Origin of the sequence: Caldalkalibacillus thermarum, assembly GCF_014644735.1 — a bacterium.
Classification (GTDB): Bacteria; Bacillota; Bacilli; order Caldalkalibacillales; family Caldalkalibacillaceae; genus Caldalkalibacillus; species Caldalkalibacillus thermarum.
Window position 1 is genome coordinate 77,695 of the sequence record NZ_BMKZ01000005.1, and the last position, 22,304, is coordinate 99,998.

Here is a 22,304-nt window from a genome sequence, read left to right on the forward strand (position 1 = left end):
TAATTAAAAAAGAGGTGTTACCATGATTAAGGGCCGAGAAGAAGAGGAACGCATTATTATCCCTGATGAAGAGGGAAATGAAGAAGTGTTTAACGTCCTGTACAAGTTTGATGTGGAACAAACCGGCAAACAGTACATTTTGCTCGTGCCCGCCGATCAGGAAAAAGACCCTGAGGCGGAGGAGCAAGAGGTGTATGCTTTCCGCTATGAGGAAACACGAGAAATCGACGGAGGCCGGGAACGCATTAACCTGTACCTGATCGAGGATGAAGAAGAATGGGACATTGTGGAGTCCACCTTTCAAACTCTTCTAGAGGAAGAGCAAGTGGAGGGTGACATTCATTAAATCAGATGGCACCATTAGCCTGAGAAGGTGGTATTTTCCTCCCCAACGCCCCAGCTGAAAGCTGAAGAAGACCATCAGATTGCTGTGATGGTTTTCTTTTTTTGATGTATAATAGTCACAGACACGGGAGGGGTGTCCATGGCTGAAGAAAAAACTAAAAAGCCGGCCGGGGAGGATCATGGAGCTGAGCCAAAAGCCGGTTCAACTAAGCTTAAGGAAAACGAAGAACCAGATGACGTGGAGTACTTGGAAGTTGAGGCAGCTTCTCCGCTTAAAGTGGTGCTGGTGACGCTGGGAGTTATTTTTTTGCTGGCGGTGATTGTTGCTGCAGCGGGAAGTTTGTACCTGTACAGCCAGCTAAAGCCCGTTAATCCAGGAGCTCAAGATGAAGTGGTTGAAGTTGAGATTCCAAAGGGCTCCTCTACGGCACAGATTGCACAAATCCTCCATGAGGCAGGCCTGATTAAAAACGAAAGGTTGTTTTACTATTATGTGCGTTATTTGGGCGTGAGTGATTTTAAGGCCGGACAATATCAGTTATCACCCAGCATGTCTGCCAGGAAAATCATCGAGGTGTTACAGGAAGGCGGTTAAAGGAGCTGGCACGGTTATGTTAGTAGATCCGCGGCTAACACAATATTTGCGTCAACTCACGCCTCTTGGTCACCCCGTGTTGGCCGAGATGGAAGAGCATGCGGCCAGGGAAGGGATTCCGATTATTGATCGCGCTTCTATCCAGTTGATCAGCATCCTGTTACAAACAAAAGCCAATGTAGAACGCGTGCTAGAAATTGGAACGGCTATTGGATACTCGGCCATTTGGATGGCAGAAGTGGTTCCTGGCGCCCATATCGATACAATTGAACGGGATGAACAGAGAGTGCGACAGGCCCGGGCATATATCGCCCGCGCAGGGTTGGCCGAACGGATTACCGTTCATCATGCAGATGCGAAAGATAATCCTCCGTCTCTTTCTGAACATTATGATTGCATTTTTATAGATGCGGCTAAAGGGCAGTACCGGTTCTTTTTTGAACGGTATGGGACCAGATTAAAACCTGGTGGTCTGATTATTTCAGATAATGTACTTTTCAGGGGTCATGTGGTCCATAACCAAGTGGAAAACAAGCGTTTAACCCCTTTGGTTCAGAAGTTACAAGCGTATAACAAGTGGCTGGCTGACCATCCCCGCTTTGAAACCAGTTTTGTTCCCGTGGGTGATGGTTTGGCCATCAGCAGGCTGAAAACAAAGCCATCTGAGAACTGAAAACCAGGAAGGAGACAACAAATGGTAAAGCCTGTTGTAATTGGAGTGGCTGGTGGATCCGGATCAGACCCCGGCATACCCGGGCCAAAGAGACTGTCCGTGTTGAACCGAAGAATGTCATCATTCTTGAAGGCATATTAGTATTAGAGGATGAGCGTTTAAGAGAGAGAATGGATATCAAGGTGTTTGTGGATACGGATGTTGATGTGAGAATCATACGGCGCCTGCTGAGGGATATTAAGGAACGGGGACGGACCATTGAGTCAGTTGTGGAACAGTATTTACAAGTGGTCAAGCCAATGCACAACCAATTTGTTGAACCCACAAAAAAATACGCGGACATCATCATTCCGGAAGGTGGAGAAAATCAAGTGGCCATCGATCTTATGGTCACTAAAATAAAAACCATCTTGGATGAGCATCATGTTACTCACATTTCATAACGGATGAAGGGGGAAGCAGAGTATGGCGGACAAGGAAACACTTGTGACGGAAGAAGGTTTAAAAAAATTAAAGGATGAATTGGAGTACCTGATTACGGTTAAACGTCCGGAAGTTGTGGAAAAGATTAAGATCGCCCGCAGTTACGGAGACCTGAGCGAAAACTCGGAATATGATGCGGCACGTGATGAACAGGCCTTTGTGGAATCGCGCATTCAGCAGCTGCAAAAAATGATCCACAACGCAAAAATTATTGACGCCTCCAAAGAAGAAGAGGATGTGGTGACCGTTGGCAAAACGGTGGTGTTACAGGAGTTGCCTGACGGTGAAACGGAGGAGTATACCATCGTAGGGCGCACAGAGGCGGATCCAGCTGCAGGGAAGATTTCAAACGATTCACCCATGGCCAAGGGCTTGCTGGGAAGAAAAGTAGGCGAAGTCGTGACCATTCATACACCTGGCGGAGATATTGAGGTGAAAATTTTAGAAGTGCGTGTGTAGTTGTACGTCCCACTAAATAAATAAAAAATAAAGTGAACTTAAACGTCATGGTTTTTGACCTGACGTTTTTTTTTATTCTTTTCTGTCCACACTGGAATTAGATTGATGCTTACCTGACATACAGATCCAAATACTTAAGCTGACAGTGGTCTTGGTCCTGCGCAAGGGGGAAAAATCATGGAAACGGTTCGTTTCAGAAGAAAGATTTGGATGTTGCTCTTGTTTACAGGCTGTCTGGGTGCCCTTTTTTTCAGACTGGCTTATGTTCAGCTGATTGGCACTGAAAGCTTCTCCCAGCACAAGATCAATTTAATTAAGCAGGCGGTAGGTCAAAGGCAGCAGCAGTTGGTGCTGCACAGTGGACGGGGGGAAATAACAGACAGAACAGGGAAGGTATTGACCGGTGAAACGGTGTATGTTGTTGTCTTGTTTCCGTTGTCCCAAAAAATCACTGGACTGGACAATCAACTAAAAACCTTGGCCACTTTGTTGCAGGTGCCAGTTGAGGAATTGAGAGCTGAGCTTAACGATTTGCGCGAACCCAAAGTATACAAGAAAAACGGGCAAACAATGTATATTACCGAACAACAAGCGGAAACCATCAATCAGCTGAATATCCCGGGGATTTTGGGCTTGCCTTATGAACTTCGCTATCCTCCTGACCAGCGGACTGCCAGCCATTTGCTGGGCTATTTGGGGGAGAATACAGAATTGATCCGCAAGGAGTTTGCTGACGAGTTAGCACAGGGAAGGTTAACTGAAACGAGCAAAGTGGGCATTAGCGGATTAGAGCGGACCTTTCAGCCTTTCTTGGCAGGCATTGGTCCAACCACATTGGCCTATTATGTAGATGGTCGGGGATTTCCTCTGCAAGGTCTGGGCATTAAATATATTGCTCAGGATAATCCGTTCTATCCCTTGGTGGTCGAAACGACAATAGATTCCGGTTTGCAGCACCACGTTGAACAGGTGTTGGATAACAGGGGGATACAGCAGGGGACGGTGGTCATTTTGGATACCGAGACAAGTGAAATATTAGCCATGGCCAGCAGGCCTCATGTGGTGCGTCATGATCCCGGACATCCTTCCTGGCAAAATAAAGCCCTGAAGCGTTATACCCCAGGCTCTGTCTTTAAAATCGCCGTTGCAGCCGCAGCATTAGAAGAGGGGTTAACCACCCTTGAGTCCCGTTACGAGTGTAACGGCATGTTGAAAGGCACGCCGTTTCACTGCTGGAAAAAAGAAGGGCACGGCTCCCTGACCTTTGCCCAAGCGTTTTATCAGTCTTGCAACATTGTGTTTGGCCAATTGGCGGTTGAACTGGGGGCAGACACCTTGGAGAGATACGCCCGCAAAATGGGCTTGTTAGACTTTAACGGCTGGCATGCGGATGCTGTGTATCATTTGTCTCCTTTTCAACAGCTGGACCGGGAAGAACAAGGGCAGGTGTTTGCCCCGGATCGTCCAGAACACGAAAAAAATGATGACCGTTATTTGTTAAGAACGGGTATTGGACAATTGGATGTTCAGCTGACACCCCTGGCTGTGGCCAATATGATCGCCACCATTACCAGAGGTGGAATGAAGTACCAGGCAAAAGCAGTAAACAGAATAACATATCAAACAGGTGGGGCATTTTATCACTTTGATGAACAGCCCATGAATGGTCCTTCTATTTCTCCCTATACGGCTTACCAATTGCAAAGGTTACTCGCCGGGGTTGTAAGAGAAGGAACAGCGCAGCTGTTAAACGACAAACCGTGGCAAGCAGCAGGAAAAACGGGGACGGCACAATTGAACTCCAACGCTGTGGAAAACGCTACTCCTCTGAATCATCACTGGTTTACCGGTTACTATCCTGTGCAGAACCCCCGCTATGCTATTGCCGTACTGGCTTTAAACCAGCCGGAGAACACACCCAATTTGGCTCTCAGCGTTTTTGCCGATGTTGTGGATTGGCTGGACAAGCAGAATAAATAACCTTTTAAGGGTTGTTCTCTAACTTCCTGTCCACTTTTAAGCAGCCTGCTCCCTCTTAGCCAATAACCGGTCAATGCTGTAACCCAGCAGAAAATAAAAACCGATTGTTAGGGCATACACAAACAGGGGATTGACGGTATAAACTTCCCGGTACATTTCAATGACCCAAGCCGGAATGCTGACAAAAAAGAACAACAGATTGTCGCGGTCAAAGCCAAAATAATTAAACAAGCAAACCAGAACAGCACCTAAAGTCAGCCAAAAGCGAAATGAGCGGAACAAGGCTGCCCCCTCCAAATCTGTATGGTTTTCCTTTCGGGTGTTACATTTACCGTTTAGGATAAGCGGAATCAGCTGCGATTATACAATACAAGCCCTAAGCCTGAAGGCTTAGGGCTTTGTCAATCCCAAACCGGTTACCACGGTCTGAACGGTGGCGAGCCAGGAGGTGCGTTTTGAATCATATCCATTAACGGAATCGTATACGCAAACAGGATTAAGGCAACAGCGAGTGCCACCCAGAGTTTCCAATTTTCCAGCAGGGGAGGTGTTTGACTGGCATCTTCTGCCACTTCCCCAATCGGAAACTCTGTGTGTTCTTTCGGGGCCAAAAAGCATAGATTAATCACATTATAAATCATGAGTAAAGCAGCTATAAACAGAATCACGCCGCCGATGGACATGGTCACCTGACTGGAGAACACGCCTTCCAGCCAAGCCAGTGCTGTAGGATGATCTTGGTAGGTGGTAAAGGCGGTACGGCGCGGTGCCCCGAGCAGTCCTAAGACATGCATGGCACCTGACATGAAGAACATGCCCACCACCCATAAGACAGATTGGATGATACCCAGTCGGTTGATGGCAGGGGTCAGCCGGCGGCCTGTTAAGACAGGAATCAGCCAATAAGAGATGCCAAAGAAGGTCAGCAATACGGTGGTGCCAACGGTGAGGTGAAAGTGTCCCACGACCCAGAGGGTATTATGCACCACCGCATTCATCTGGTGACTGGCGTTAATAATGCCTCCGGCGCCTGCGGGAATAAACATCACCATCGCAATGAAAGGAGTAAAGAAACGCACATCCTTCCAGGGCAGCTTTTTCCACCAGCCAAACAATCCGTTCGCCCCTTTGGCCCGGCCGGCCAATTCAAAAGTGGCAAAGATGGTAAAGGCGGTTAACAAAGAAGGGACGACGACGGCAAAGGTCAATACCGTCTGAATATACTTCCAGAACGGTGAAATCCCGGGTTCCATCAACTGATGGTGGAAACCGACGGGAATAGACAACAACAAGAATAAGACGAAGGCCAGACGGGCCAGTGCATCACTAAACAGTTTTCCACCGATAATTTTGGGAATCACCACATACCAGGCCATATAAGCAGGCATCAGCCAGAAATAGACCAGTGGATGTCCAAAATACCAGAACAGGGTGCGGCTTAGCAAGACATTAATCCGCTCGGAGATCCCCAAAGACCAAGGAAGCAGCTGCAGTAATACGGTAACGGCTACACCAATGGTAGCAATATACCACAATAAGATGGTGGCCACGGTCATGAAGCCGAACAGAGGCGTCAATTGCCCCTTATTTTCCCGTTTCCAGTTAAAGTAATGGGCCAATAAAGCCCCGCCGGCTATCCATGTTCCGACCACAAACAGGGTCAATCCCAGATAAAACAGGGGATGGGCTTGCAAAGGAGCATAGAATGTATATAAGACTGTACCTTCATTAAGCAAGATCATGATGGCTGTCAAGAGCGTACCCAGAGTTAAAACATAAAAACCTATCCAGCCTGCCTGCCGGTACTTCTCTGGAAAAGCGCCCAGTGTTTTGCTCATGCCCGCATTGAGGAAGGCAAATATAAAGTAGGTTGTAAATACAAGAGCCAGCAATACACCGTGAGCGGTCAAGACTTGATAATAACTGATGCCTGCTGGCAAATCGATTAAGCCCGCCCGTTGCAAACCTTGGACGACACCAGCTACAGCACCGGTCAAAAAAGCTGCAAAGGCAACATAGATATAAGCCATGCTTAGTTTGGCATCTTTGGGATGTACTTCTGTACCCGCTTTCACTTTGACTGTCATTGTTCAACCACCTCGATTGTCATTTGCATATAGTGGTGACCTGCACCGCAGTATTCGTTGCAGATGACCAGATAAGAACCAGGTTCGGTAAATGTGTGTGTTGCCTGGTTAACATGGCCGGGCGTGACCATCATGTTGACATTGGTACCTGGAATGGTAAAGCTGTGAACCACATCTTCACTCGTGACTTCAAAGATCACAGTGGAGCCGACAGGAATTTCAATGGTGTTGGGACGGTAGCCAAAGGTCATCGCCACGAGATTGGCCACGTAAGTATGATCATCGATTTGAACAAGTCCAGGTTCATCAAATGGGGGTGTTTCGCTCACTTGGAGCGGGTCAACAACCGCGTCGTGGCTGGGCGGGTGCTGCCCCATGGCAAAAGCGCCCACACCTAAAACAGATAAAAAAACAATGAGCGTGCCAATTCCAAAATAGAGCCAATATTTTTCATAGCGGTGAAGATGCATACATGGACAACCTCCTTTTATACTGTTATGAACGTGACAGGTACAGGGCAAAGACAGACAACCAGCTGATCACAATAAACAACCCCAGGCCAAATACAGAGAGCAATGTTCCTTTCAGGGATGTATCTGTTTCCGTTTTCCGCTGGATGGGTATCTGCTTTTTTCCGGTTTCCAAGTCAGGGCGTGCCATAGTACCGACTCCTTTCCGTTGATATTCATTTAAATCATAACGCCAGAATGATGCTTAACCATGTGATTTATGTCACATTTTTTTCGATTCGACACGGAATGTCATCAATTTGTCAAAATTACTTCATATCATGCCCAAGTTCAGTTTGGCAATCAAAAAAAGGACCATCAGCTGCCAGGCTTGCAAACCATTTTGCGGTTAGCGGCTAGCAGGTGATGGTCCTCTGGCGTTCAGTAAATAATCATGGAACAGCCGATGGAATATCTCGTTTTTCCCTCATTTTCCTTCCCCCGAGGCAGATGCTTCAAATACATACAACGTATCAGATCTTAGCCCTAATCTTAAGGTTTCCAAGGCAACCACGTCTCCAAAGGGGATGTTGGCCAAATTGACGTTTGTTCCAAACCTTTTAATAAAGTAGGATTGCAGCCACTTGTTTGGCGCTTCAAAGATGAGCCGGTTCACATCGATGCCTGCCCTAAGCAATGCTTCAATTAGTTCATTCCTTAACTCCCCGTTTTGTTTGCATATCCCACTTGTCCCGCTTTCCCTCGCTTCTGTGATAACCATGAACGCTCCCGCTTCCAGATCCTCAAGAATATACTCCACCCACTGGGCAGGATGAAGCTCGAGGGATTTTCCACTGTCTTTATAGCCGACCTCGCTGAAAACACTGAATTCATTGGCAAAATCGGCAATTATGCTTGCTTTGTCTTTGTTGCTCAGTTTCACTGTGCCATTGGATATTTCAATATACTGGCATCCATGTTTACGGCAGAAATCAAAATAATCTTTAAGTTTTCCCTGCAGAAGGAACTTTTCAAATAATGTGCCTCCAAAAAAGAATTGCACCTGATGATTGCGCAAACAGTCAATCTTTTCTTCCAGACAGCCGGAGACAATAGAGGTGCCCCAACCAAATTTTACAAAATCAATAAATTGAGCATAAGTGGATATGAGATCAGAAAAGTAACCGGCGGGCACTCCGTTATCAATTAAAATTGTCAAACCTTTTGCTCTGGGCTTGGTTGTCCTGGGGGGCAGGTTTAACTTGGAATCACTCACATAAAAGCGCTCCTTTCTCAGACATTTGCCTATCTTAGCTAGCACATTTTATTCCAGGGGAGAGGAATAGGTTCCTGCTCAAGCTATCTTTTAGCCGCTGATTGGGGAGAATGTAAAACCATTTCAGGTTTGATACCAGCTTTAGCAGATTATGCGATTTATCCACTGCCACCCAATACCCTGGGGTTGGAGGCTGGGATAGCGTTGTCCGCGTGGCATGACAGCTTGGGAAAATTAATTGGGGACATACAAGAACAGGCCCAACCTCTCATATAGATAAGTACTATGAGACGACAGCATGGGAGGTGAGGGGCTTGGCGGGAATTTTCTCAACCATCGCCTTACTGGTTAAGGAATTGATGGTTTTTGTTTCTTATGTGAAAAATAATGCCTTTCCTCAACCGTTAAGCGAGAAGGAAGAAGAGGAATATTTAAAGCGTATGCAAAAGGGAGACCAGGAAGCCCGCAATTTGTTAATTGAACACAATTTGAGATTAGTCGCTCATATTGTCAAAAAATTTGAAAATACGGGGGAGGATACAGAAGATTTGATATCCATAGGCACCATTGGTTTAATTAAAGGCGTTGAAAGTTATTCTCCCGATAAAGGAACCAAGCTGGCCACCTATGCTGCCCGATGTATTGAAAACGAAATATTGATGCATTTAAGATCTTTAAAGAAAACGAGGAAAGATGTGTCACTTCATGACCCTATAGGTAAAGACAAGGAAGGAAATGAGATCACCCTGATTGATGTTCTAAAGGCCGATACTGAGGATGTCCTAGAAGAAGTGCAGTTACAAATGGAAAAAGATAAAATTTATCAGTATATTCACGTATTAGATGAAAGGGAAAAAGAAGTGATTATTGGCCGCTTCGGCTTGGATATGGAGGAGGAAAAGACGCAGCGTGAACTGGCCAAGGAACTGGGCATTTCCCGCTCCTATGTGTCCAGAATTGAAAAGCGTGCTTTGATGAAATTGTTGCATGAGTTTTACAAGACGAAAAAAAATGCGCAACAAAAGAGGGGTTAGTTGGTACCCCTCTTTATTTTATGTGGCCGTTATATAGCCCAATTCTCCTATCATCTGGGGACTGGGCTTGTTCTAAGAAGATTGTCGTTTTAACAGAAGATGCTATTCAAGACCGCAATCTTTTGTTGCGCTTAAGGTCTGTGAAATACGAAACCTATACAGGAGAAAAAGAGCGATGGGAAAAGCGAACTCGAGAACAAAAGAAACATCTTCGTTTTTAGAAGGATCCTGACAAATATTTAGATGAACTTGAGGAAAAGTGCTTTAATGGTTAAATGCGCTTAATGTTCCGTTCAAGAAAAAAAGAAACGGTTCAAACCGTTCCTTTGCTGAGAGGAGCCGTATGCATTCCTTTTAAAGTCCTTTAGAATACTTTTTTCATTATTTGAGTTAACACTTCTGCTGAATGATGCAGTTTTTCCAGTTCCTGCTCGTTCAGATTCAACTCGACTACTTCGCGTATGCCGGAACGATTAACAATTGCTGGAACACCGATATAAATATCCTTTAATCCATACTCGCCATTCAGTAGCGTAGAAACAGTTAACACTGAATTTTCATCGTTTAAAATGGCACGAGTTAATCGAGCCATCGCCATTGCAATTCCATAGTAGGTGGCTCCTTTGCGGTCAATAATATGGTAGGCTGCATCGCGTACATTGATAAAAATTTGATCCAGTTCGTCTTGGGTAGGCCCTTTTCCTTCTTTTAAATAATCCGATATTGGACGGACTCCAAGAGTTGCATGACTCCACACGGGCAATTCCGAATCCCCATGTTCCCCGATGATATAGGCATGCACATTCTGTGGATTTACTTTATAAGCTTTACTAAGTAAATAACGCAAACGTGCTGTATCAAGGATGGTACCCGATCCAATCACACGATGAGCGGGTAAACCAGAATATTTCCAAGTCGCATAAGATAGGATATCAACCGGATTGGTTGCAACCAGGAACAATCCAACAAAACCGCTTTTCATCACTTCACTGACAATGGATTTAAAAATCTTGGCGTTCTTATCAACAAGGTCGAGACGGGTTTCTCCAGGTTGCTGGTTGGCACCAGCAGTGATCACCACGAGGTCCGCATCTTTACAATCACTATAATCCCCTGCCCAGATGCGCATCGGCGAACCAAATGGCAAGGCATGATTCAGATCCATTGCGTCCCCTTCTGCTTTTTTCTTGTTGATGTCAATTAACACTAACTCATTAGCCAAACCTTGGTTCACTACAGCAAACGCGTAGCTTGATCCAACAAAACCTGTTCCAATTAATACTATTTTTGTTACTTTCTCCATTATAGATCAACTCCTTATGCTTTTTACGGCTCATATTATAATTGCATATACTCGGCTAGAAATCAAAGGACAAATTGAAAAATAATTCCAGACAATGCGTAATGAAACAATTAAACGCGTATTTGCTGATTTGGAGTCTGCACAACAAGACGAAGTCCTAAGCCGTGGTGTGAGGGGACGGGGGTTAGTCACCCCCTCCTACTCGATTACCTCATTCTCGTAAATAATCCCAGCCGCTCAATCCGCTCCGCTGCCTTGAGCAACGTCTCCTCAGAACTGACCAGTCCTGCGCGGACATAGCCTTCACCATGGGGACCAAAGCCGATTCCTGGAGCCACTACAATGTGACTTTCCTCAAGCAAGAGATCGGCAAAAGAGGCAGAATCAAATCCATCAGGAACGGGCAGCCAGGCAAAGAAAGATCCCTGTGGCGGCTGAACGTCCCAGCCGATGTCTTGCAGGGCACTGATGAAGGTGTCACGCCTTCTTTGATAGGTCTCCCGCAACTGGTCAACACATTCTTGGCTGCTTAACAGGGCGACAGCTGCTGCTTCCTGGATCGCACCAAACAAACTGCAATGGTAGTGATCTTGAATGAGCTCTATCGCTTCAATAACACTCTGGTTGCCCACAGCAAAGGCGATGCGCCACCCGGCCATGTTATAGGTTTTGGACAGCGTGTAAATCTCTATGCCCACCTCTTTGGCTCCAGGGATTTGTAAGAAGCTGAGGGGCTGGTGCCCGTCATAGGCAATGGCCCCGTAGGCGAAATCATGAACAACACAGATCTGATGTTGACAGGCTAAGGCCACGGCTTCCTCAAATAAAGATTGGACGGCGACAGCCGCAGTCGGATTATTGGGATAGTTAAGAAACATCAGTTTGGCTTTTTTCAGGTGGAAAGGTGAAAGCTGGCTGAAGTCCGGTAAAAAGCAGCGTTCCGCTGTCAGGGGCATCATTACCATTTCTCCGCCGGCAAGAGCGATCCCCGACCAATAATCGGGATAGCCCGGATCAGGGACAAAGGCAACATCACCAGGGTTGAGCAAGCATTGGCTCACTTCGACCAGCCCTGCTTTTCCTCCCAACAATATGGCCACCTCTGTCTCTGGATCGAGATGCACATGGTACTCCCGCTCATAAAATTGGGCGACCGCCTCTTTTAAAAACGGGTGGCCTTTAAAAGGTGAGTAGCGGTGATATAAAGGATTTTCAGCTGCCTTCTTTAAAGCAGCAACAATATGGGGAGGCGTAGGCAGGTCAGGATTGCCTTGCCCCAGGTTAATCACATCATAGCCTTGCTGTACATAGCGGGCTGCTTTTTGGGTCAATTTGGCAAAAAACTGCTCCGGCAAGTTTTTGAGGGTCTGAGAAGGTTCAAAATGCATGAAATCTCTCACTTCCTTATGCCAATCTTGCTTCATCTATTGTAATTGAGAACTATAATATATTGTAATTGAGAACTATAATACGCCGGATAGCTTGGATTGTAAAGGGGTTTTAGAGACCAATTGTATTGACAATAATGAAAGTTTTGTACTAGAATCCCTACAAAACGTCCAAACAAGTGAGTCACAAGTTGGAAAGGAGTTTTCACGGTGAAAGTGGCTGCGGTTCAGTTTGAAATTCGGGATGAGGAAACAAAGGAAGAGCGAATCGAACGGATGGCTCGTCTTTTATCTGGCCTGAAGGGATATGACCTGATTCTCTTGCCGGAAATATGGGCGACGGGATACTTTTCGTTTGAACGTTACACGAAAGAGGCTGAACCCCTTAAGGGCCCCTTTTTTCAACGTATGGCCCAGATGGCTCAACAGTTGAGCAGTGTGTTGTTTGCCGGCAGCTTTGTGGAGCAAGAGGGAAAGAACTACTACAATACCAGCCTGTTGTTTGATGCCAACGGGGAATTACTGGCTACCTACCGGAAAATCCATCTCTTTCGCTATGGCTCAAAGGAAGGGGAGTTATTAACCCGTGGAGAAGAAGTAAAGGCGGTCAAAACCAGAGTGGGCTGTGTCGGCTTGTCCACCTGCTATGATTTGAGATTTCCCGAGCTGTACCGGCAGCAAGTGGAGTTAGGAGCCGAACTGTTGTTGGTCACCTCTGCCTGGCCCCACCAGCGCTTGGCACACTGGCAATTGTTCAATGCGGTCCGGGCTTTGGAAAATCAGTGCTTTTTAATTTCTTGCAATTGTGTTGGCTATACTCATAACGTCTTGCTTGGCGGGCACAGCCAGGTGGTTGATCCCTGGGGAGTGGTTCGGGCGCAGGCAGGTGAACAGGAAACCGTCTTAACGGCAGAGATTGACCTGGCTGAAGTGAAACGGGTGCGGGAGCACTTTCCCCAGCTGAAACACCGGGTATTGCGTGCTTAAAAACGGGTTTAAACTTGGTTAAAGCTGATGCTTTGAGCCGGGTGAGAATGCTAAATTAGAATTAACAAAAATCGCTGAATAATAGTGAACACTATTTACCATAACATTTCTCTCCCAGTATCATATCACTGGAAACATCAAAACGGTTGGGAGAGGAAAATATGAATAAAATGGAAAGGTGGAACATGTACCTGGAGATTCAACAGCTAAAGAAACTGGGACTTAACAAATCGCAAATTGCCAGACGATTAGGGATTAGCCGCAATACAGTTTACAAATATATCAATATGACACCTGAAGCATTTGAAGATATGTTGGAACACATCAAAGTGAGACAAAAGAAAACAGATCCATGATTGGATTAAGGAGAGATATCCTGACCTTACGGTCGGTGAAAGTACCGTCAGGTGCTATGTTAGTCAACTGAGAAAGGAGTATAATATTCCAAACATAAAGGTGACCCGGCAATATGAAGCGGCCCTCGACCCGCCTATGGGACAACAAATGCAAGTTGACTTTGGTCAGGCCACTGTCAGAAATACGTTTCATCAACCTCAGAAGCTGTGGTTTATGGCTTATGTATTATCCCATTCCCGTTACAAATTTATGTATTGGCTGGACCGTCCCTTGACAACAGCAGATGTCATTCAGGTTCATGAACAAGCTTTCGCCTTTTACGGCGGTCTTCCTCAAGAAATTGTTTATGATCAAGACCATCTCATCTTAGTGAGTGAAAATGGCGAAGATCTTATTTACACCAAAGAATTTGCCAATTATCTGGCGTACAGGTCGTTTAAAGTGTACATGTGCAAAAAAGGCGACCCGGAAAGCAAAGGAAAAGTGGAAAACGTTGTTGGCTATGTGAAAAAGAACTTTGCCCGTCACCGGACCTATTACAATCTGGCCCAATGGCGTGAAGACTGTCTGGCCTGGTTTGAGCGAACAGGCAATGGCAAAGTGCATCAGACAACCAAAAAATACCGGCCGAAGTGTTCCAACAGGAACATCTTTACCTTCGCTATGAGAGATCAATTGCAAAAGATACAGGAAGTCATGAACCAAGCTAACTCTCATTCTGGAGTGATTGGACAAGCTTTAGCCTACTGTCTGACATACCAACTGTACAGTGTAGAGCCTCTAGCGATGCAGTGCAACATTTTATGCAACAAGCAAAGGAACAACAAGCACAGCAGCAAGAACATCAATCCGAAATCAAACCCATCATGCTCGGACATCAATCGTATTCGCAAGTGAAAGCAGAAATTCGAGATCGAAACATAGCTTGAAGTTGTTCATCCTGAAACATTGACGACGGACAACTTGGACGAGGGATCGATCAGTATTCGGGTGGTCTATGGCGAGGTGGCCCTTCTGTTTACCGGTGATGCCGGACAAGCATCAGAGCAGGAGATGATCGCCAGAGGACATCAACTTCAGGCTGATATTTTTCAGCTTGGCCACCACGGCTCCAGCACTTCCAATGGGGAAGAATTTCTGCAGGCGGTAAAGCCCAAGGTGGCCATTTATTCGGCGGGACAAGATAATTCTTATGGGCATCCACACAGGGAAGTGGTTCAGCTCATCTCTTCTTGAATATCTCCTTGTACGGAGCAGCGGAACATGGCACCATCTGGGTTATCACTGATGGTGCTGAGTTCAGTGTCGACTATGAGAGGAGGTGATTTGATGGACGACCATAAGGTAAAAGCAGTTGTGGACCGCATTGAGGACAGGTATGTAGTTTTACTGATGGGTGAAGAGGAGAAAGAACCGCACGTTCCCCTGGAGCAGGTGCCTGGGGAACTGCAAGAGGGGGAATGGGTGATTGCCACTTTGAGTGCTCAGCAAGAGGTGATCAGTTTAAAAACAGATAAGGAAGAGACCGAGAAAATAGGAACAAGGATCCAGGAAAAGGCAAAACATTTGAAGCAGCGGATGGCCAGCCGCTTTAAAAAATAAGGACTATGCCCTCACGTCCTCTGTCTGAAAGCAGCATTAAGTTGCCCCCTTAACATTTCCCGGCGCAATTCTTCTTGATTTTTCTGTTTTTCCATGCGGCGAATCTCATAGGTCCGCCAACCATCTTCCATTTTTTCTGCGATATTCACCAAACGTTCCACGTCGAGAAACGAATACTTGCGTGTCCCACCCTTCGACCGCTCGGGGAAGATCAGTTTCCTTTCTTCATAATAACGAATTTGGCGGGGGGATAACCCTGTTAATTCACTGACGATGCCAATGGGCATCACTTTTTTTGTTTTATAGGACATGTTGTCTCACCTCTGAATCAGCTCTATTTCGGTTTATGTTTATGATAGCAAAAAAGGAGGGAGGACGTACTATTTTTGTCAGAAAATCTAACAAAAACTTTGTCACAAAACCCCGCTGAAGCAAGTGGATTAAGCATAAATAAAAAAATGTGTAAGATAAGCTTACACAAAAAACTATACCTATTATCCCAAATTTCGAAAGTAAGTTATCATTTTGAATGTAAAAAAGGTGTCCCATCTTTGGTAGAATGGTGTTTGTGAGAACAACATCACCCAAAGAAAGGAGCATCCTTAGGGTGAAGTCTACCACAAACATCTCAAAAATGAAATCCGAATTTACTTAACGTTTGTTCCAAACTTCCTGATAAAGTAAGTTTGCAACTGTTTGTTCGGGGCTTCAAAAATGGTTTCAATCAGCTCCTCGATCAGATCATGTCTTAACTCTCCATTTTCTCTGCATATTCTGCTTGTTCCGCTTTCCCTTGCCTCGGTGATAACCATCGCTGCTCCTGCTTGCCATATACTCAATCCACCTGGAAGGATGGAGATCCCGGGATCGCTTTTGGTCCTTATATCCCACTTCACTGAAAACGGTGAACTCATGAGCAAAATCAGCAATGAAACTGGCTTTATCCCTGTTGCTCAGCGGAACCGTGCCATTTGAGATCTCAACATGCTGGCAGCCGTGCTGGAGGCAGAAATGATAATAATCCGTTACTTTTTTCTGCAGCAGGAACTTCTCAAACAAAGTTCCCCCAAAAAAGTAAGCCACGTTATTGACTCTTAAACAGCCTATCTTTTCTTCAAGACAGTCGGAGACAAGGGAAGTTCCCCAGCCAAATTTCACGTAATCAATATAGCTGGCCTGGGTGGCAAGGATAATGAATGCTGATTCATAACAGATAAGCACTCCTTTCTGGGCATCTGCCCCATCTTAGCTAGCACATTTTATTCTGCTGGACAGCAAGTGGTTCCAGTTACAAACAGCATTCCAATCATGAAGTGACCAAAGAATTGCACTCTTGAACTTACAAAAACTATGTCAAATTATCTTACAGATTAGTTGCGACATAACGACTAAGATGTGAAAATATAACTAACATTAAATGTTAACTATATTTACGTTAAATGGGCGGTGCGACGTGTGCTGCTCATGTAAAACAAAGAAAGGAGTTGGATCGGAAATGGGAGAGTTGTTTTACCTTAATGCACTGTGGGTGATGGTGGCCACGATTTTGGTCATCCTGATGCAAGGGGGATTTATTCTCCTTGAGGCAGGTTCAACGCGGATGAAAAATGCCGGCCATATCGCTGGCAAAACTATTTTTACATTCGGTATTGCCTCTCTTGTGTTTTGGGCTGTAGGTTATGGCTTTATTTATGGTCAAGGTAATTTGTTTATCGGCTTTTCTGATTTCTTCTACGGCGATTTTACTTCTGTGGTTGATGGTTTGCCTGGTTCAATTGACTTTATGTTTCAACTCGCTTTTGCTGGGATTGCACTAACCATCGCTTTCGGCGGTTTTGCCGAGCGGGCCAAACTGTCGGTTTACATCTTATTTGCCATTTTCTTTTCAGCTTTTGTCTACCCGGTTGTAGCCCACTGGATTTGGGGAGACGGCTGGCTGGCAGGATTAGAAAAACAAGACTTTGCCGGCTCCACTGTGGTGCACTTGACAGGCGCTATGGCTGCACTGGCTGCCACCATACTGCTTAAACCGCGGATTGGTAAGTACAACAAAGATGGCACAGCGAACGATATGCATGGTCATAATCAGGTTTATACCGCTTTAGGTGTTCTGCTGCTCTGGGTAGGCTGGTTTGGTTTTAATGCAGGAAGCACATTAGGTGTTGATGAAGGATTTTTTGGGTTTGTCGCGCTGAACACCAATCTTGCGGCGGCTGCCGGTGCCATCGCGGCCTTATCTACCGCCTGGATGCTTTCCGGCAAAGCGGATGTACCAACCATGTTAAATGGCGCCTTGGCCGGACTGGTGGCCGTCACTGCCTCTTGTGCCTTTGTTGAACCGTGGGCAGCGGTGCTGATCGGACTGATCGCCGGTGTGATTGTCTATTACAGCATGAAGTTCTTTGATAAAGTCAAAATTGATGACCCCATCTTTGCTTTGTCAGTGCACGGTGTGGCTGGGGTGTGGGGCACCCTGTCCACAGGTTTCTTTGCCACGCCGGAACTGGCTGCCATGAACGGTGGCTCGCCTGGACTGTTGTATGGTGGCGGATTAACCCAGTTGGGTGTGCAAACATTGGGAGTTGTGTCGGCAGGACTGTATGCCTTTATGGCTTCACTGATTTTGTTACTGATCATTAAAGCTGTGGTGGGATCACTGCGCGTCACGGAAGAGGAGGAGCTGCTGGGCTTAGATTTAAGCGAACATGGCAGCTATGGGTATCCAGAGATGGTGCAACTGGCTACCAACACACTATCTGGTGTTCATGTACAGTCAAAAAAGGGTGCCCATTCGCAATGACCAAAAGTGCGGTCACAGCACATCAGCAGCTCAAAGCGGGAAAATACCCCGCTTTGACACTATCAACAGGCTGTCTCAACGGTGATGGTGATGAGGATATTCTCAGTGCCGTCAGTCAGGCTGTCACAGCTGTTAAACGCACAGAGGGTACTCCTCCGTCCGCTTTTGCTTGGTTTGTGATGGGCAGCGCCGGCCGAGGAGAGCATCTGCCAGGAAGTGACCAGGATCATGGCCTTGTATATGATCAAGATGATGAAGAGATCCAACGCTATTTTCTCGCTCTTGGCCGGGAAATCAGCGCTCAACTTGAACAGAAGGGATTTCCCTTATGTATAGGCCAAGTGATGAGTTCCAATCCAAGATGGTGTCGCTCCTTATCTGGCTGGGACCTCCAACTGCAAGAATGGTTGATGGAAGGGGGGTGGGAGGCATTACGTTATGTCCTGATCTTTATGGATGCCCGCACGCTTGTGGGCGACGCTCAGCTGGTCTATGATTTGAGAGAACGGGTGTATAGCTACTGCGCACAGAATCCCGCCATTTTGCTACGTCTGTGGGAAAACACAGCATGGTTGAAGAAAGGGCTGGGTCTGTTCGGACAGTTTCTGACTACAGTTTCTGACTGAGGAAAAAGGTCCTCATGCGGGGGCTATCAATCTAAAAGAAACTGGATTGTTTCCATATATTAATGCCGCACGCCTTTTGGCCATCAGAGAGAGTGTGCATGAAACCTCTACCGTCCTCCGCTTGGAACGTTTGTATGCACTTGCTTTATATGGATGGCTGGAAACATACCAGGCTTGCTTCAAGCGGCTCATGGCCTACCGCCAAAGAGCGGGGGTCACCAATCACCCTGGCTATATCAGGGTGACTGACCTCAGCCGTGAGGAGAAAAAAGAGTTGAAGCACCTGATAAGCAAAGGAGTTGAATTATACCGGCGTACGGGAACATGGTTAAAGAGAGGGACCGTGTGGTGAAGTTTCAAGCTGTTGCCCAGAGGATGAAACAATTGTCGGAAAGGGTGGGTTCACATCTCTATGCCGCTCTCAGCAGCAGAGAAAAGAGAGAGGTGTGGCCGCAAGCCAGCTTTTTACGCCAGCTTGAAAAGGAGCTGCGGGAGGATAACTACTTGGAACAGCCCCTGAACGAACTGCCTGTGGTCGTCTTTGATGTGGAGACGACAGGATTTTTTCCTGAACAAGGGGATCGCATCCTGTCCATAGGAGCGGTGCGTGCCGTTGGCCAGCACATTCTGGAAGAGGATTCCCTGTACACATTGGTTCGCTCAGATGTATCCATTCCCAGAGAAGTGAGCCAATTGACCGGCATTACGGAGGATGATCTTGCTTCGGCGCCAGTGCTAGCTGATGTACTGACTCAATTTTTCAATTTTATCGGCACGGATCTCCTTGCTGCCCACCATGCCGGGCATGAGAAAGCCTTTATGCAGCAAGCGGTACGGGAGATGGGAGGCCGTTCCTTTCAACACCGTATTGTGGATACTTCGTTTCTGGTTAGAATTGTTAACCCCGCATTGAAGCAAAGTTCATTGGAAGTCTGCTGCTCCTTGTACAACATTAAGCCGGAAAACCGCCATCATGCCTTAGGTGATGCCCTGCTGGCGGCCAGGTTATGGACCTGTTTAGTGCAGGATATGACCGCCAAAGGGATCAATACTTTACAAGACGCATATCTGGCTTTAAGCCTTAATAAAAATAACTTTGTCATTAACAATTTGGGAGGGGATTAAAATGGGAAAGTACACGAAAGAGGACATTTTAAAAATAGCTAAAGAAGAGGATGTGCGCTACATCCGGTTGCAATTTACCGATCTGTTGGGAACCGTCAAAAATGTGGAGATACCCGTCAGCCAGTTGCCCAAAGCCCTTGATAACAAAATCATGTTTGACGGTTCTTCTATTGAAGGATTCGTGCGCATTGAAGAGTCTGATATGTATCTCTATCCTGATCTGGATACATGGCTCATCTTCCCGTGGGAACTTGAAGAAGGCAAAGTGGCCCGTTTGATTTGTGATGTCTATAATCCAGACGGAACACCGTTTGCCGGAGATCCGCGGGGGGTCTTGAAGCGGATGCTGAAAGAGGCAGAAACGCTAGGCTTTACGGCCATGAACGTCGGGCCTGAACCGGAGTTCTTCCTGTTTAAGCTGGATGAAAAAGGCAATACCACATTAGAAGTCAATGATCAAGGCGGTTATTTTGATTTGGCTCCCACCGATTTAGGTGAAAATTGCCGCCGGGATATTGTGCTCACCCTGGAAAAAATGGGCTTTGAAATTGAAGCCTCCCACCATGAAGTGGCCCCGGGACAGCATGAGATTGACTTTAAATATGCCAATGCTGTCACTGCAGCCGATTATATCCAAACCTTTAAAGTGGTCGTGAAAAACGTAGCTAAACAACACGGATTGCACGCCACGTTTATGCCCAAACCGCTGTTTGGAGTAAACGGATCAGGCATGCACTGTCACCAATCCCTGTTCAGGGGAGAGGAGAATGCCTTCTACGATGAACAGGATGAACTGGGCCTTAGTGACACCGCCAAACAATATTTGGCCGGCATTCTGTATCACGCCAGAGCCATGGCCGCCATTACAAATCCAACTGTCAACTCTTACAAACGTTTAGTGCCTGGCTATGAAGCTCCTTGCTACGTAGCCTGGTCGGCCAAAAACAGAAGCCCGCTGGTCCGAGTGCCGGCATCACGTGGTTTAAGCACGCGCATTGAATTGCGCAATCCGGACCCGTCGGCCAATCCGTATCTGGCCCTGGCCGTCATGCTGGCTGCTGGATTGGATGGTATCAAGAAAAAGCTGCCTCTGGTTCCGCCGACTAATCAAAATATCTATACCATGACAGAAGAGGAGCGCAAGGAAAACCGCATTGACAGTCTGCCATCCACGTTAAAAGAAGCGATTGAAGAGTTGAAACAAAATGAGGTGCTTAAAAAAGCGCTAGGTGAGCATATTTTCGCTCGCTTCATCGAAGCCAAAGAAATTGAATGGGATATGTTCAGAACCCAGGTGCATCCCTGGGAGCGCGACCAGTATCTCACCGCTTATTGAGAACCAAAGAGTATAAAGGAAAGCTGTCCCCATCGCTTGGGACAGCTTTTCTGTTTGAAAATTAACGGATTCCCCAAGCAGTTTTGATGGCTACTAAGGATCATATGTGCATAGACCTGTATTATGAAGATTCTGATGCATTTAAGGTCTCTAAAAAAGACAAAAAAATGTGTCTCTTTATGATCCCACCGGAACTGACAAAGAAGGGAATGAAATTACGTTGATAGATGTCTTAAAAGTAGACATAGAGGATGTTTTGGACGAAGTACGGTTGCAAATGGAGAAAGACAAAATCTATCAATACATTCATGTGCTTGATGACCGGGAGAAAGAGGTGATTATTGACCGGATTGGCCTGGATATGGAGGAGGAGAAAACCCAGCGTGAATTAGCCAAAGAGCTAGACATTTCCCGTTCGTATGTGTCGCGGATTGAAAAGAGGGCCTTGATGAAATTGTTTCATGAATTTTACAGGACCAAAAAACATTCGGGGCAAAACAGAGGATGATATTTTACAAAAATTAAAACTATGCTCTATGTTAATTGGTAACGAGCAAGGTTGCCGCTTAAAACTCACCTTGCCCAGAAAAAATACGAAGCAGGTATGAGGAGAGAGGAATTTTGCAGGTCGTCACAACAATACACCTGAATGAGAAAGAACGGGCCCTCATCCGTTTTGCCTTAGAGCATACCTTGCGTTATGCCGAGATTGACGAACAGGTCAAAAAATATAAGCAAGGTTTAGTTGAATTGCTGACCAACTTCAAACAAGCGGAACCTTTCCATTCGAGGGCGGGGAGCATCTCTGTTTTTAGACACTGTTAAAAAAACTAACTAACAGGGAATACCAGATTTTCCTTAAAATCTTAAAGGGTATGACCAATGAGGAGATCGCCCAGGGCTCCGAAACCGATACCCGGGGCCACATTCCTGATGACTTAACAAGGCTGTTGCTGCAGCTTCTTGAATGGCTCCGAACACACTGCAATAGTAGTGGTCTTGAATCAGTTGAATGGCTTCAATCACACTTTGACTGCCGACCGCAAAGGCGATCCGCCATCCTGCCATGTTATAAGTTTTGGAGAGCGTGTAGATTTCAATGCCCACATCTTTGGCCCCTGGAATCTGCAGGAAACTGGGTGGCTGGTGATTGTCATAGTAAATAGCACCGTAGGCAAAATCATGGACGACACAGATCTGATGGTGCCGGGCTAAGTCGACTGTTTGTTCATATAAAGTTTTGGTTGCCACGCTAGCCGTTGGATTGTTGGGATAATTAGGGTTTGCTGAAAAACACAAAAATGTTGATATTGAAAGGAAAAGACCTATTTTTGGCGAAATTAAGTGCAAGGGTTTTTCAAAAACCACCTACAAAAACCTTGCACTTGGAGGTATTGCT

Annotated in this window: 26 protein-coding genes and 3 pseudogenes; 19 read left to right on the plus strand and 10 right to left on the minus strand. The window is 46.1% G+C overall.

Annotated features, from left to right (window positions below):
• The first annotated feature begins 22 nt into the window (after positions 1 to 22).
• The 6 genes and pseudogenes from IEW48_RS03435 (at position 23) to IEW48_RS03460 (ending at position 4,535) form a co-directional block, all read left to right on the plus strand.
• Positions 23 to 346, plus strand: coding sequence for a DUF1292 domain-containing protein (locus IEW48_RS03435; RefSeq protein ID WP_007503585.1), 324 nt, complete (start codon positions 23 to 25; stop codon positions 344 to 346).
• 138 nt (positions 347 to 484) lie between these two features.
• A complete protein-coding gene (locus IEW48_RS03440) occupies positions 485 to 940 on the plus strand; it encodes an endolytic transglycosylase MltG (protein ID WP_188622580.1) in 456 nt (151 codons plus the stop codon).
• 16 nt (positions 941 to 956) lie between these two features.
• Entirely contained in the window at positions 957 to 1,613 is a 657-nt protein-coding gene (locus IEW48_RS03445; protein WP_188622581.1) for an O-methyltransferase, read from the plus strand.
• A 74-nt stretch (positions 1,614 to 1,687) separates the two neighbouring features.
• Positions 1,688 to 2,056 (plus strand): annotated as a pseudogene (gene udk, locus IEW48_RS03450) (uridine kinase); the annotation flags it as partial.
• Positions 2,057 to 2,078: 22 nt separating this feature from the next.
• On the plus strand, positions 2,079 to 2,555 hold the full coding sequence (gene greA / locus IEW48_RS03455; RefSeq protein ID WP_188622582.1) for a transcription elongation factor GreA: 477 nt from the start codon (positions 2,079 to 2,081) through the stop codon (positions 2,553 to 2,555).
• A 177-nt stretch (positions 2,556 to 2,732) separates the two neighbouring features.
• Complete coding sequence (locus tag IEW48_RS03460; protein ID WP_188622583.1) at positions 2,733 to 4,535, plus strand: peptidoglycan D,D-transpeptidase FtsI family protein; 1,803 nt, start codon at positions 2,733 to 2,735, stop codon at positions 4,533 to 4,535.
• Positions 4,536 to 4,571: 36 nt separating this feature from the next.
• Here the strand turns inward: IEW48_RS03460 and IEW48_RS03465 are convergent, their stop codons facing one another.
• From IEW48_RS03465 to IEW48_RS03485, 5 genes are all read right to left on the minus strand, one after another.
• A complete protein-coding gene (locus IEW48_RS03465) occupies positions 4,572 to 4,817 on the minus strand; it encodes a hypothetical protein (RefSeq protein WP_188622584.1) in 246 nt (81 codons plus the stop codon).
• Between the two features lie 134 nt (positions 4,818 to 4,951).
• Positions 4,952 to 6,622: a b(o/a)3-type cytochrome-c oxidase subunit 1 gene (locus tag IEW48_RS03470; RefSeq protein WP_188622585.1), complete on the minus strand. Its 1,671-nt coding sequence runs from the start codon at positions 6,620 to 6,622 to the stop codon at positions 4,952 to 4,954.
• Complete coding sequence (locus tag IEW48_RS03475; RefSeq protein ID WP_188622586.1) at positions 6,619 to 7,092, minus strand: cytochrome c oxidase subunit II; 474 nt, start codon at positions 7,090 to 7,092, stop codon at positions 6,619 to 6,621. The genes IEW48_RS03470 and IEW48_RS03475 overlap by 4 nt, the downstream gene beginning before the upstream one ends.
• Before the next feature lie 25 nt (positions 7,093 to 7,117).
• Positions 7,118 to 7,282, minus strand: coding sequence for a cytochrome c oxidase subunit 2A (locus IEW48_RS03480; RefSeq protein WP_188622587.1), 165 nt, complete (start codon positions 7,280 to 7,282; stop codon positions 7,118 to 7,120).
• A gap of 276 nt (positions 7,283 to 7,558) precedes the next feature.
• Complete coding sequence (locus IEW48_RS03485) at positions 7,559 to 8,347, minus strand: phosphosulfolactate synthase (RefSeq protein WP_188622588.1); 789 nt, start codon at positions 8,345 to 8,347, stop codon at positions 7,559 to 7,561.
• Positions 8,348 to 8,661: 314 nt separating this feature from the next.
• On the opposite strand from IEW48_RS03485, the gene sigK reads away from it, so the two are divergent.
• Positions 8,662 to 9,381, plus strand: coding sequence for an RNA polymerase sporulation sigma factor SigK (gene sigK, locus IEW48_RS03490; RefSeq protein ID WP_007502537.1), 720 nt, complete (start codon positions 8,662 to 8,664; stop codon positions 9,379 to 9,381).
• A 364-nt stretch (positions 9,382 to 9,745) separates the two neighbouring features.
• Here the strand turns inward: sigK and IEW48_RS03495 are convergent, their stop codons facing one another.
• Positions 9,746 to 10,684, minus strand: coding sequence for an L-lactate dehydrogenase (locus tag IEW48_RS03495; RefSeq protein ID WP_188622589.1), 939 nt, complete (start codon positions 10,682 to 10,684; stop codon positions 9,746 to 9,748).
• 206 nt (positions 10,685 to 10,890) lie between these two features.
• Positions 10,891 to 12,072 (minus strand): pyridoxal phosphate-dependent aminotransferase, encoded by a 1,182-nt coding sequence (locus IEW48_RS03500; protein WP_188622590.1) that lies wholly within the window; start codon positions 12,070 to 12,072, stop codon positions 10,891 to 10,893.
• 210 nt (positions 12,073 to 12,282) lie between these two features.
• On the opposite strand from IEW48_RS03500, the gene IEW48_RS03505 reads away from it, so the two are divergent.
• From IEW48_RS03505 to IEW48_RS03525, 5 genes are all read left to right on the plus strand, one after another.
• Positions 12,283 to 13,059 carry a carbon-nitrogen family hydrolase gene (locus IEW48_RS03505; RefSeq protein WP_007502544.1) on the plus strand — a complete coding sequence of 259 codons (777 nt, stop codon included), beginning with the start codon at positions 12,283 to 12,285 and terminating at the stop codon, positions 13,057 to 13,059.
• A 161-nt stretch (positions 13,060 to 13,220) separates the two neighbouring features.
• Positions 13,221 to 13,415, plus strand: a complete 195-nt coding sequence (locus IEW48_RS03510; RefSeq protein ID WP_007502546.1) for a helix-turn-helix domain-containing protein — start codon at positions 13,221 to 13,223, stop codon at positions 13,413 to 13,415.
• Positions 13,416 to 13,563: 148 nt separating this feature from the next.
• Positions 13,564 to 14,313, plus strand: a complete 750-nt coding sequence (locus tag IEW48_RS03515) for a DDE-type integrase/transposase/recombinase (protein WP_229703920.1) — start codon at positions 13,564 to 13,566, stop codon at positions 14,311 to 14,313.
• 51 nt (positions 14,314 to 14,364) lie between these two features.
• Positions 14,365 to 14,652: a ComEC/Rec2 family competence protein gene (locus IEW48_RS03520; protein WP_188622591.1), complete on the plus strand. Its 288-nt coding sequence runs from the start codon at positions 14,365 to 14,367 to the stop codon at positions 14,650 to 14,652.
• 93 nt (positions 14,653 to 14,745) lie between these two features.
• Entirely contained in the window at positions 14,746 to 15,018 is a 273-nt protein-coding gene (locus IEW48_RS03525) for a DUF3006 domain-containing protein (RefSeq protein ID WP_188622592.1), read from the plus strand.
• Between the two features lie 11 nt (positions 15,019 to 15,029).
• On the opposite strand, the gene IEW48_RS03530 is transcribed toward IEW48_RS03525, so the two are convergent.
• Together IEW48_RS03530 and IEW48_RS03535 are read right to left on the minus strand one after the other, a co-directional pair.
• Positions 15,030 to 15,329: a MerR family transcriptional regulator gene (locus IEW48_RS03530; protein WP_188622593.1), complete on the minus strand. Its 300-nt coding sequence runs from the start codon at positions 15,327 to 15,329 to the stop codon at positions 15,030 to 15,032.
• Between the two features lie 336 nt (positions 15,330 to 15,665).
• Positions 15,666 to 16,239, minus strand: a pseudogene (locus IEW48_RS03535) (phosphosulfolactate synthase).
• A gap of 274 nt (positions 16,240 to 16,513) precedes the next feature.
• On the opposite strand from IEW48_RS03535, the gene IEW48_RS03540 reads away from it, so the two are divergent.
• The 7 genes from IEW48_RS03540 (at position 16,514) to IEW48_RS03570 (ending at position 21,730) form a co-directional block, all read left to right on the plus strand.
• Positions 16,514 to 17,818: an ammonium transporter gene (locus IEW48_RS03540; RefSeq protein ID WP_188622594.1), complete on the plus strand. Its 1,305-nt coding sequence runs from the start codon at positions 16,514 to 16,516 to the stop codon at positions 17,816 to 17,818.
• Positions 17,815 to 18,444 (plus strand): DUF294 nucleotidyltransferase-like domain-containing protein, encoded by a 630-nt coding sequence (locus IEW48_RS03545; protein ID WP_188622595.1) that lies wholly within the window; start codon positions 17,815 to 17,817, stop codon positions 18,442 to 18,444. The genes IEW48_RS03540 and IEW48_RS03545 overlap by 4 nt, the downstream gene beginning before the upstream one ends.
• A 46-nt stretch (positions 18,445 to 18,490) precedes the next feature.
• Positions 18,491 to 18,796, plus strand: a complete 306-nt coding sequence (locus IEW48_RS03550; RefSeq protein WP_229703922.1) for a putative nucleotidyltransferase substrate binding domain-containing protein — start codon at positions 18,491 to 18,493, stop codon at positions 18,794 to 18,796.
• Positions 18,790 to 19,569, plus strand: a complete 780-nt coding sequence (locus IEW48_RS03555; RefSeq protein ID WP_188622596.1) for an exonuclease domain-containing protein — start codon at positions 18,790 to 18,792, stop codon at positions 19,567 to 19,569. Before IEW48_RS03550 ends, IEW48_RS03555 begins: the two co-directional genes overlap by 7 nt.
• Before the next feature lies 1 nt (position 19,570).
• Entirely contained in the window at positions 19,571 to 20,905 is a 1,335-nt protein-coding gene (gene glnA / locus IEW48_RS03560; RefSeq protein ID WP_188622597.1) for a type I glutamate--ammonia ligase, read from the plus strand.
• Between the two features lie 169 nt (positions 20,906 to 21,074).
• A complete protein-coding gene (locus tag IEW48_RS03565) occupies positions 21,075 to 21,413 on the plus strand; it encodes a sigma factor-like helix-turn-helix DNA-binding protein (RefSeq protein ID WP_229703923.1) in 339 nt (112 codons plus the stop codon).
• 113 nt (positions 21,414 to 21,526) lie between these two features.
• Positions 21,527 to 21,730, plus strand: a complete 204-nt coding sequence (locus IEW48_RS03570) for a hypothetical protein (RefSeq protein ID WP_007505487.1) — start codon at positions 21,527 to 21,529, stop codon at positions 21,728 to 21,730.
• A gap of 99 nt (positions 21,731 to 21,829) precedes the next feature.
• Here the strand turns inward: IEW48_RS03570 and IEW48_RS03575 are convergent.
• Positions 21,830 to 22,183: pseudogene (locus IEW48_RS03575) on the minus strand (aminotransferase class I/II-fold pyridoxal phosphate-dependent enzyme); the annotation flags it as partial.
• Positions 22,184 to 22,304 lie beyond the last annotated feature (121 nt).

Excerpts from the sequence above, each read along its gene's own strand:
- IEW48_RS03435 (WP_007503585.1), top strand. The coding sequence starts at position 23 with ATGATTAAGGGCCGAGAAGAAGAGGAACGCATTATTATCCCTGATGAA.
- IEW48_RS03440 (WP_188622580.1), top strand. The coding sequence starts at position 485 with ATGGCTGAAGAAAAAACTAAAAAGCCGGCCGGGGAGGATCATGGAGCT.
- IEW48_RS03445 (WP_188622581.1), top strand. The coding sequence starts at position 957 with ATGTTAGTAGATCCGCGGCTAACACAATATTTGCGTCAACTCACGCCT.
- greA (WP_188622582.1), top strand. The coding sequence starts at position 2,079 with ATGGCGGACAAGGAAACACTTGTGACGGAAGAAGGTTTAAAAAAATTA.
- IEW48_RS03460 (WP_188622583.1), top strand. The coding sequence starts at position 2,733 with ATGGAAACGGTTCGTTTCAGAAGAAAGATTTGGATGTTGCTCTTGTTT.
- IEW48_RS03470 (WP_188622585.1), bottom strand. The coding sequence starts at position 6,622 with ATGACAGTCAAAGTGAAAGCGGGTACAGAAGTACATCCCAAAGATGCC.
- IEW48_RS03475 (WP_188622586.1), bottom strand. The coding sequence starts at position 7,092 with ATGCATCTTCACCGCTATGAAAAATATTGGCTCTATTTTGGAATTGGC.
- IEW48_RS03480 (WP_188622587.1), bottom strand. The coding sequence starts at position 7,282 with ATGGCACGCCCTGACTTGGAAACCGGAAAAAAGCAGATACCCATCCAG.
- IEW48_RS03495 (WP_188622589.1), bottom strand. The coding sequence starts at position 10,684 with ATGGAGAAAGTAACAAAAATAGTATTAATTGGAACAGGTTTTGTTGGA.
- IEW48_RS03500 (WP_188622590.1), bottom strand. The coding sequence starts at position 12,072 with ATGCATTTTGAACCTTCTCAGACCCTCAAAAACTTGCCGGAGCAGTTT.
- IEW48_RS03510 (WP_007502546.1), top strand. The coding sequence starts at position 13,221 with ATGAATAAAATGGAAAGGTGGAACATGTACCTGGAGATTCAACAGCTA.
- IEW48_RS03515 (WP_229703920.1), top strand. The coding sequence starts at position 13,564 with ATGCAAGTTGACTTTGGTCAGGCCACTGTCAGAAATACGTTTCATCAA.
- IEW48_RS03525 (WP_188622592.1), top strand. The coding sequence starts at position 14,746 with ATGGACGACCATAAGGTAAAAGCAGTTGTGGACCGCATTGAGGACAGG.
- IEW48_RS03530 (WP_188622593.1), bottom strand. The coding sequence starts at position 15,329 with ATGTCCTATAAAACAAAAAAAGTGATGCCCATTGGCATCGTCAGTGAA.
- IEW48_RS03540 (WP_188622594.1), top strand. The coding sequence starts at position 16,514 with ATGGGAGAGTTGTTTTACCTTAATGCACTGTGGGTGATGGTGGCCACG.
- IEW48_RS03545 (WP_188622595.1), top strand. The coding sequence starts at position 17,815 with ATGACCAAAAGTGCGGTCACAGCACATCAGCAGCTCAAAGCGGGAAAA.
- glnA (WP_188622597.1), top strand. The coding sequence starts at position 19,571 with ATGGGAAAGTACACGAAAGAGGACATTTTAAAAATAGCTAAAGAAGAG.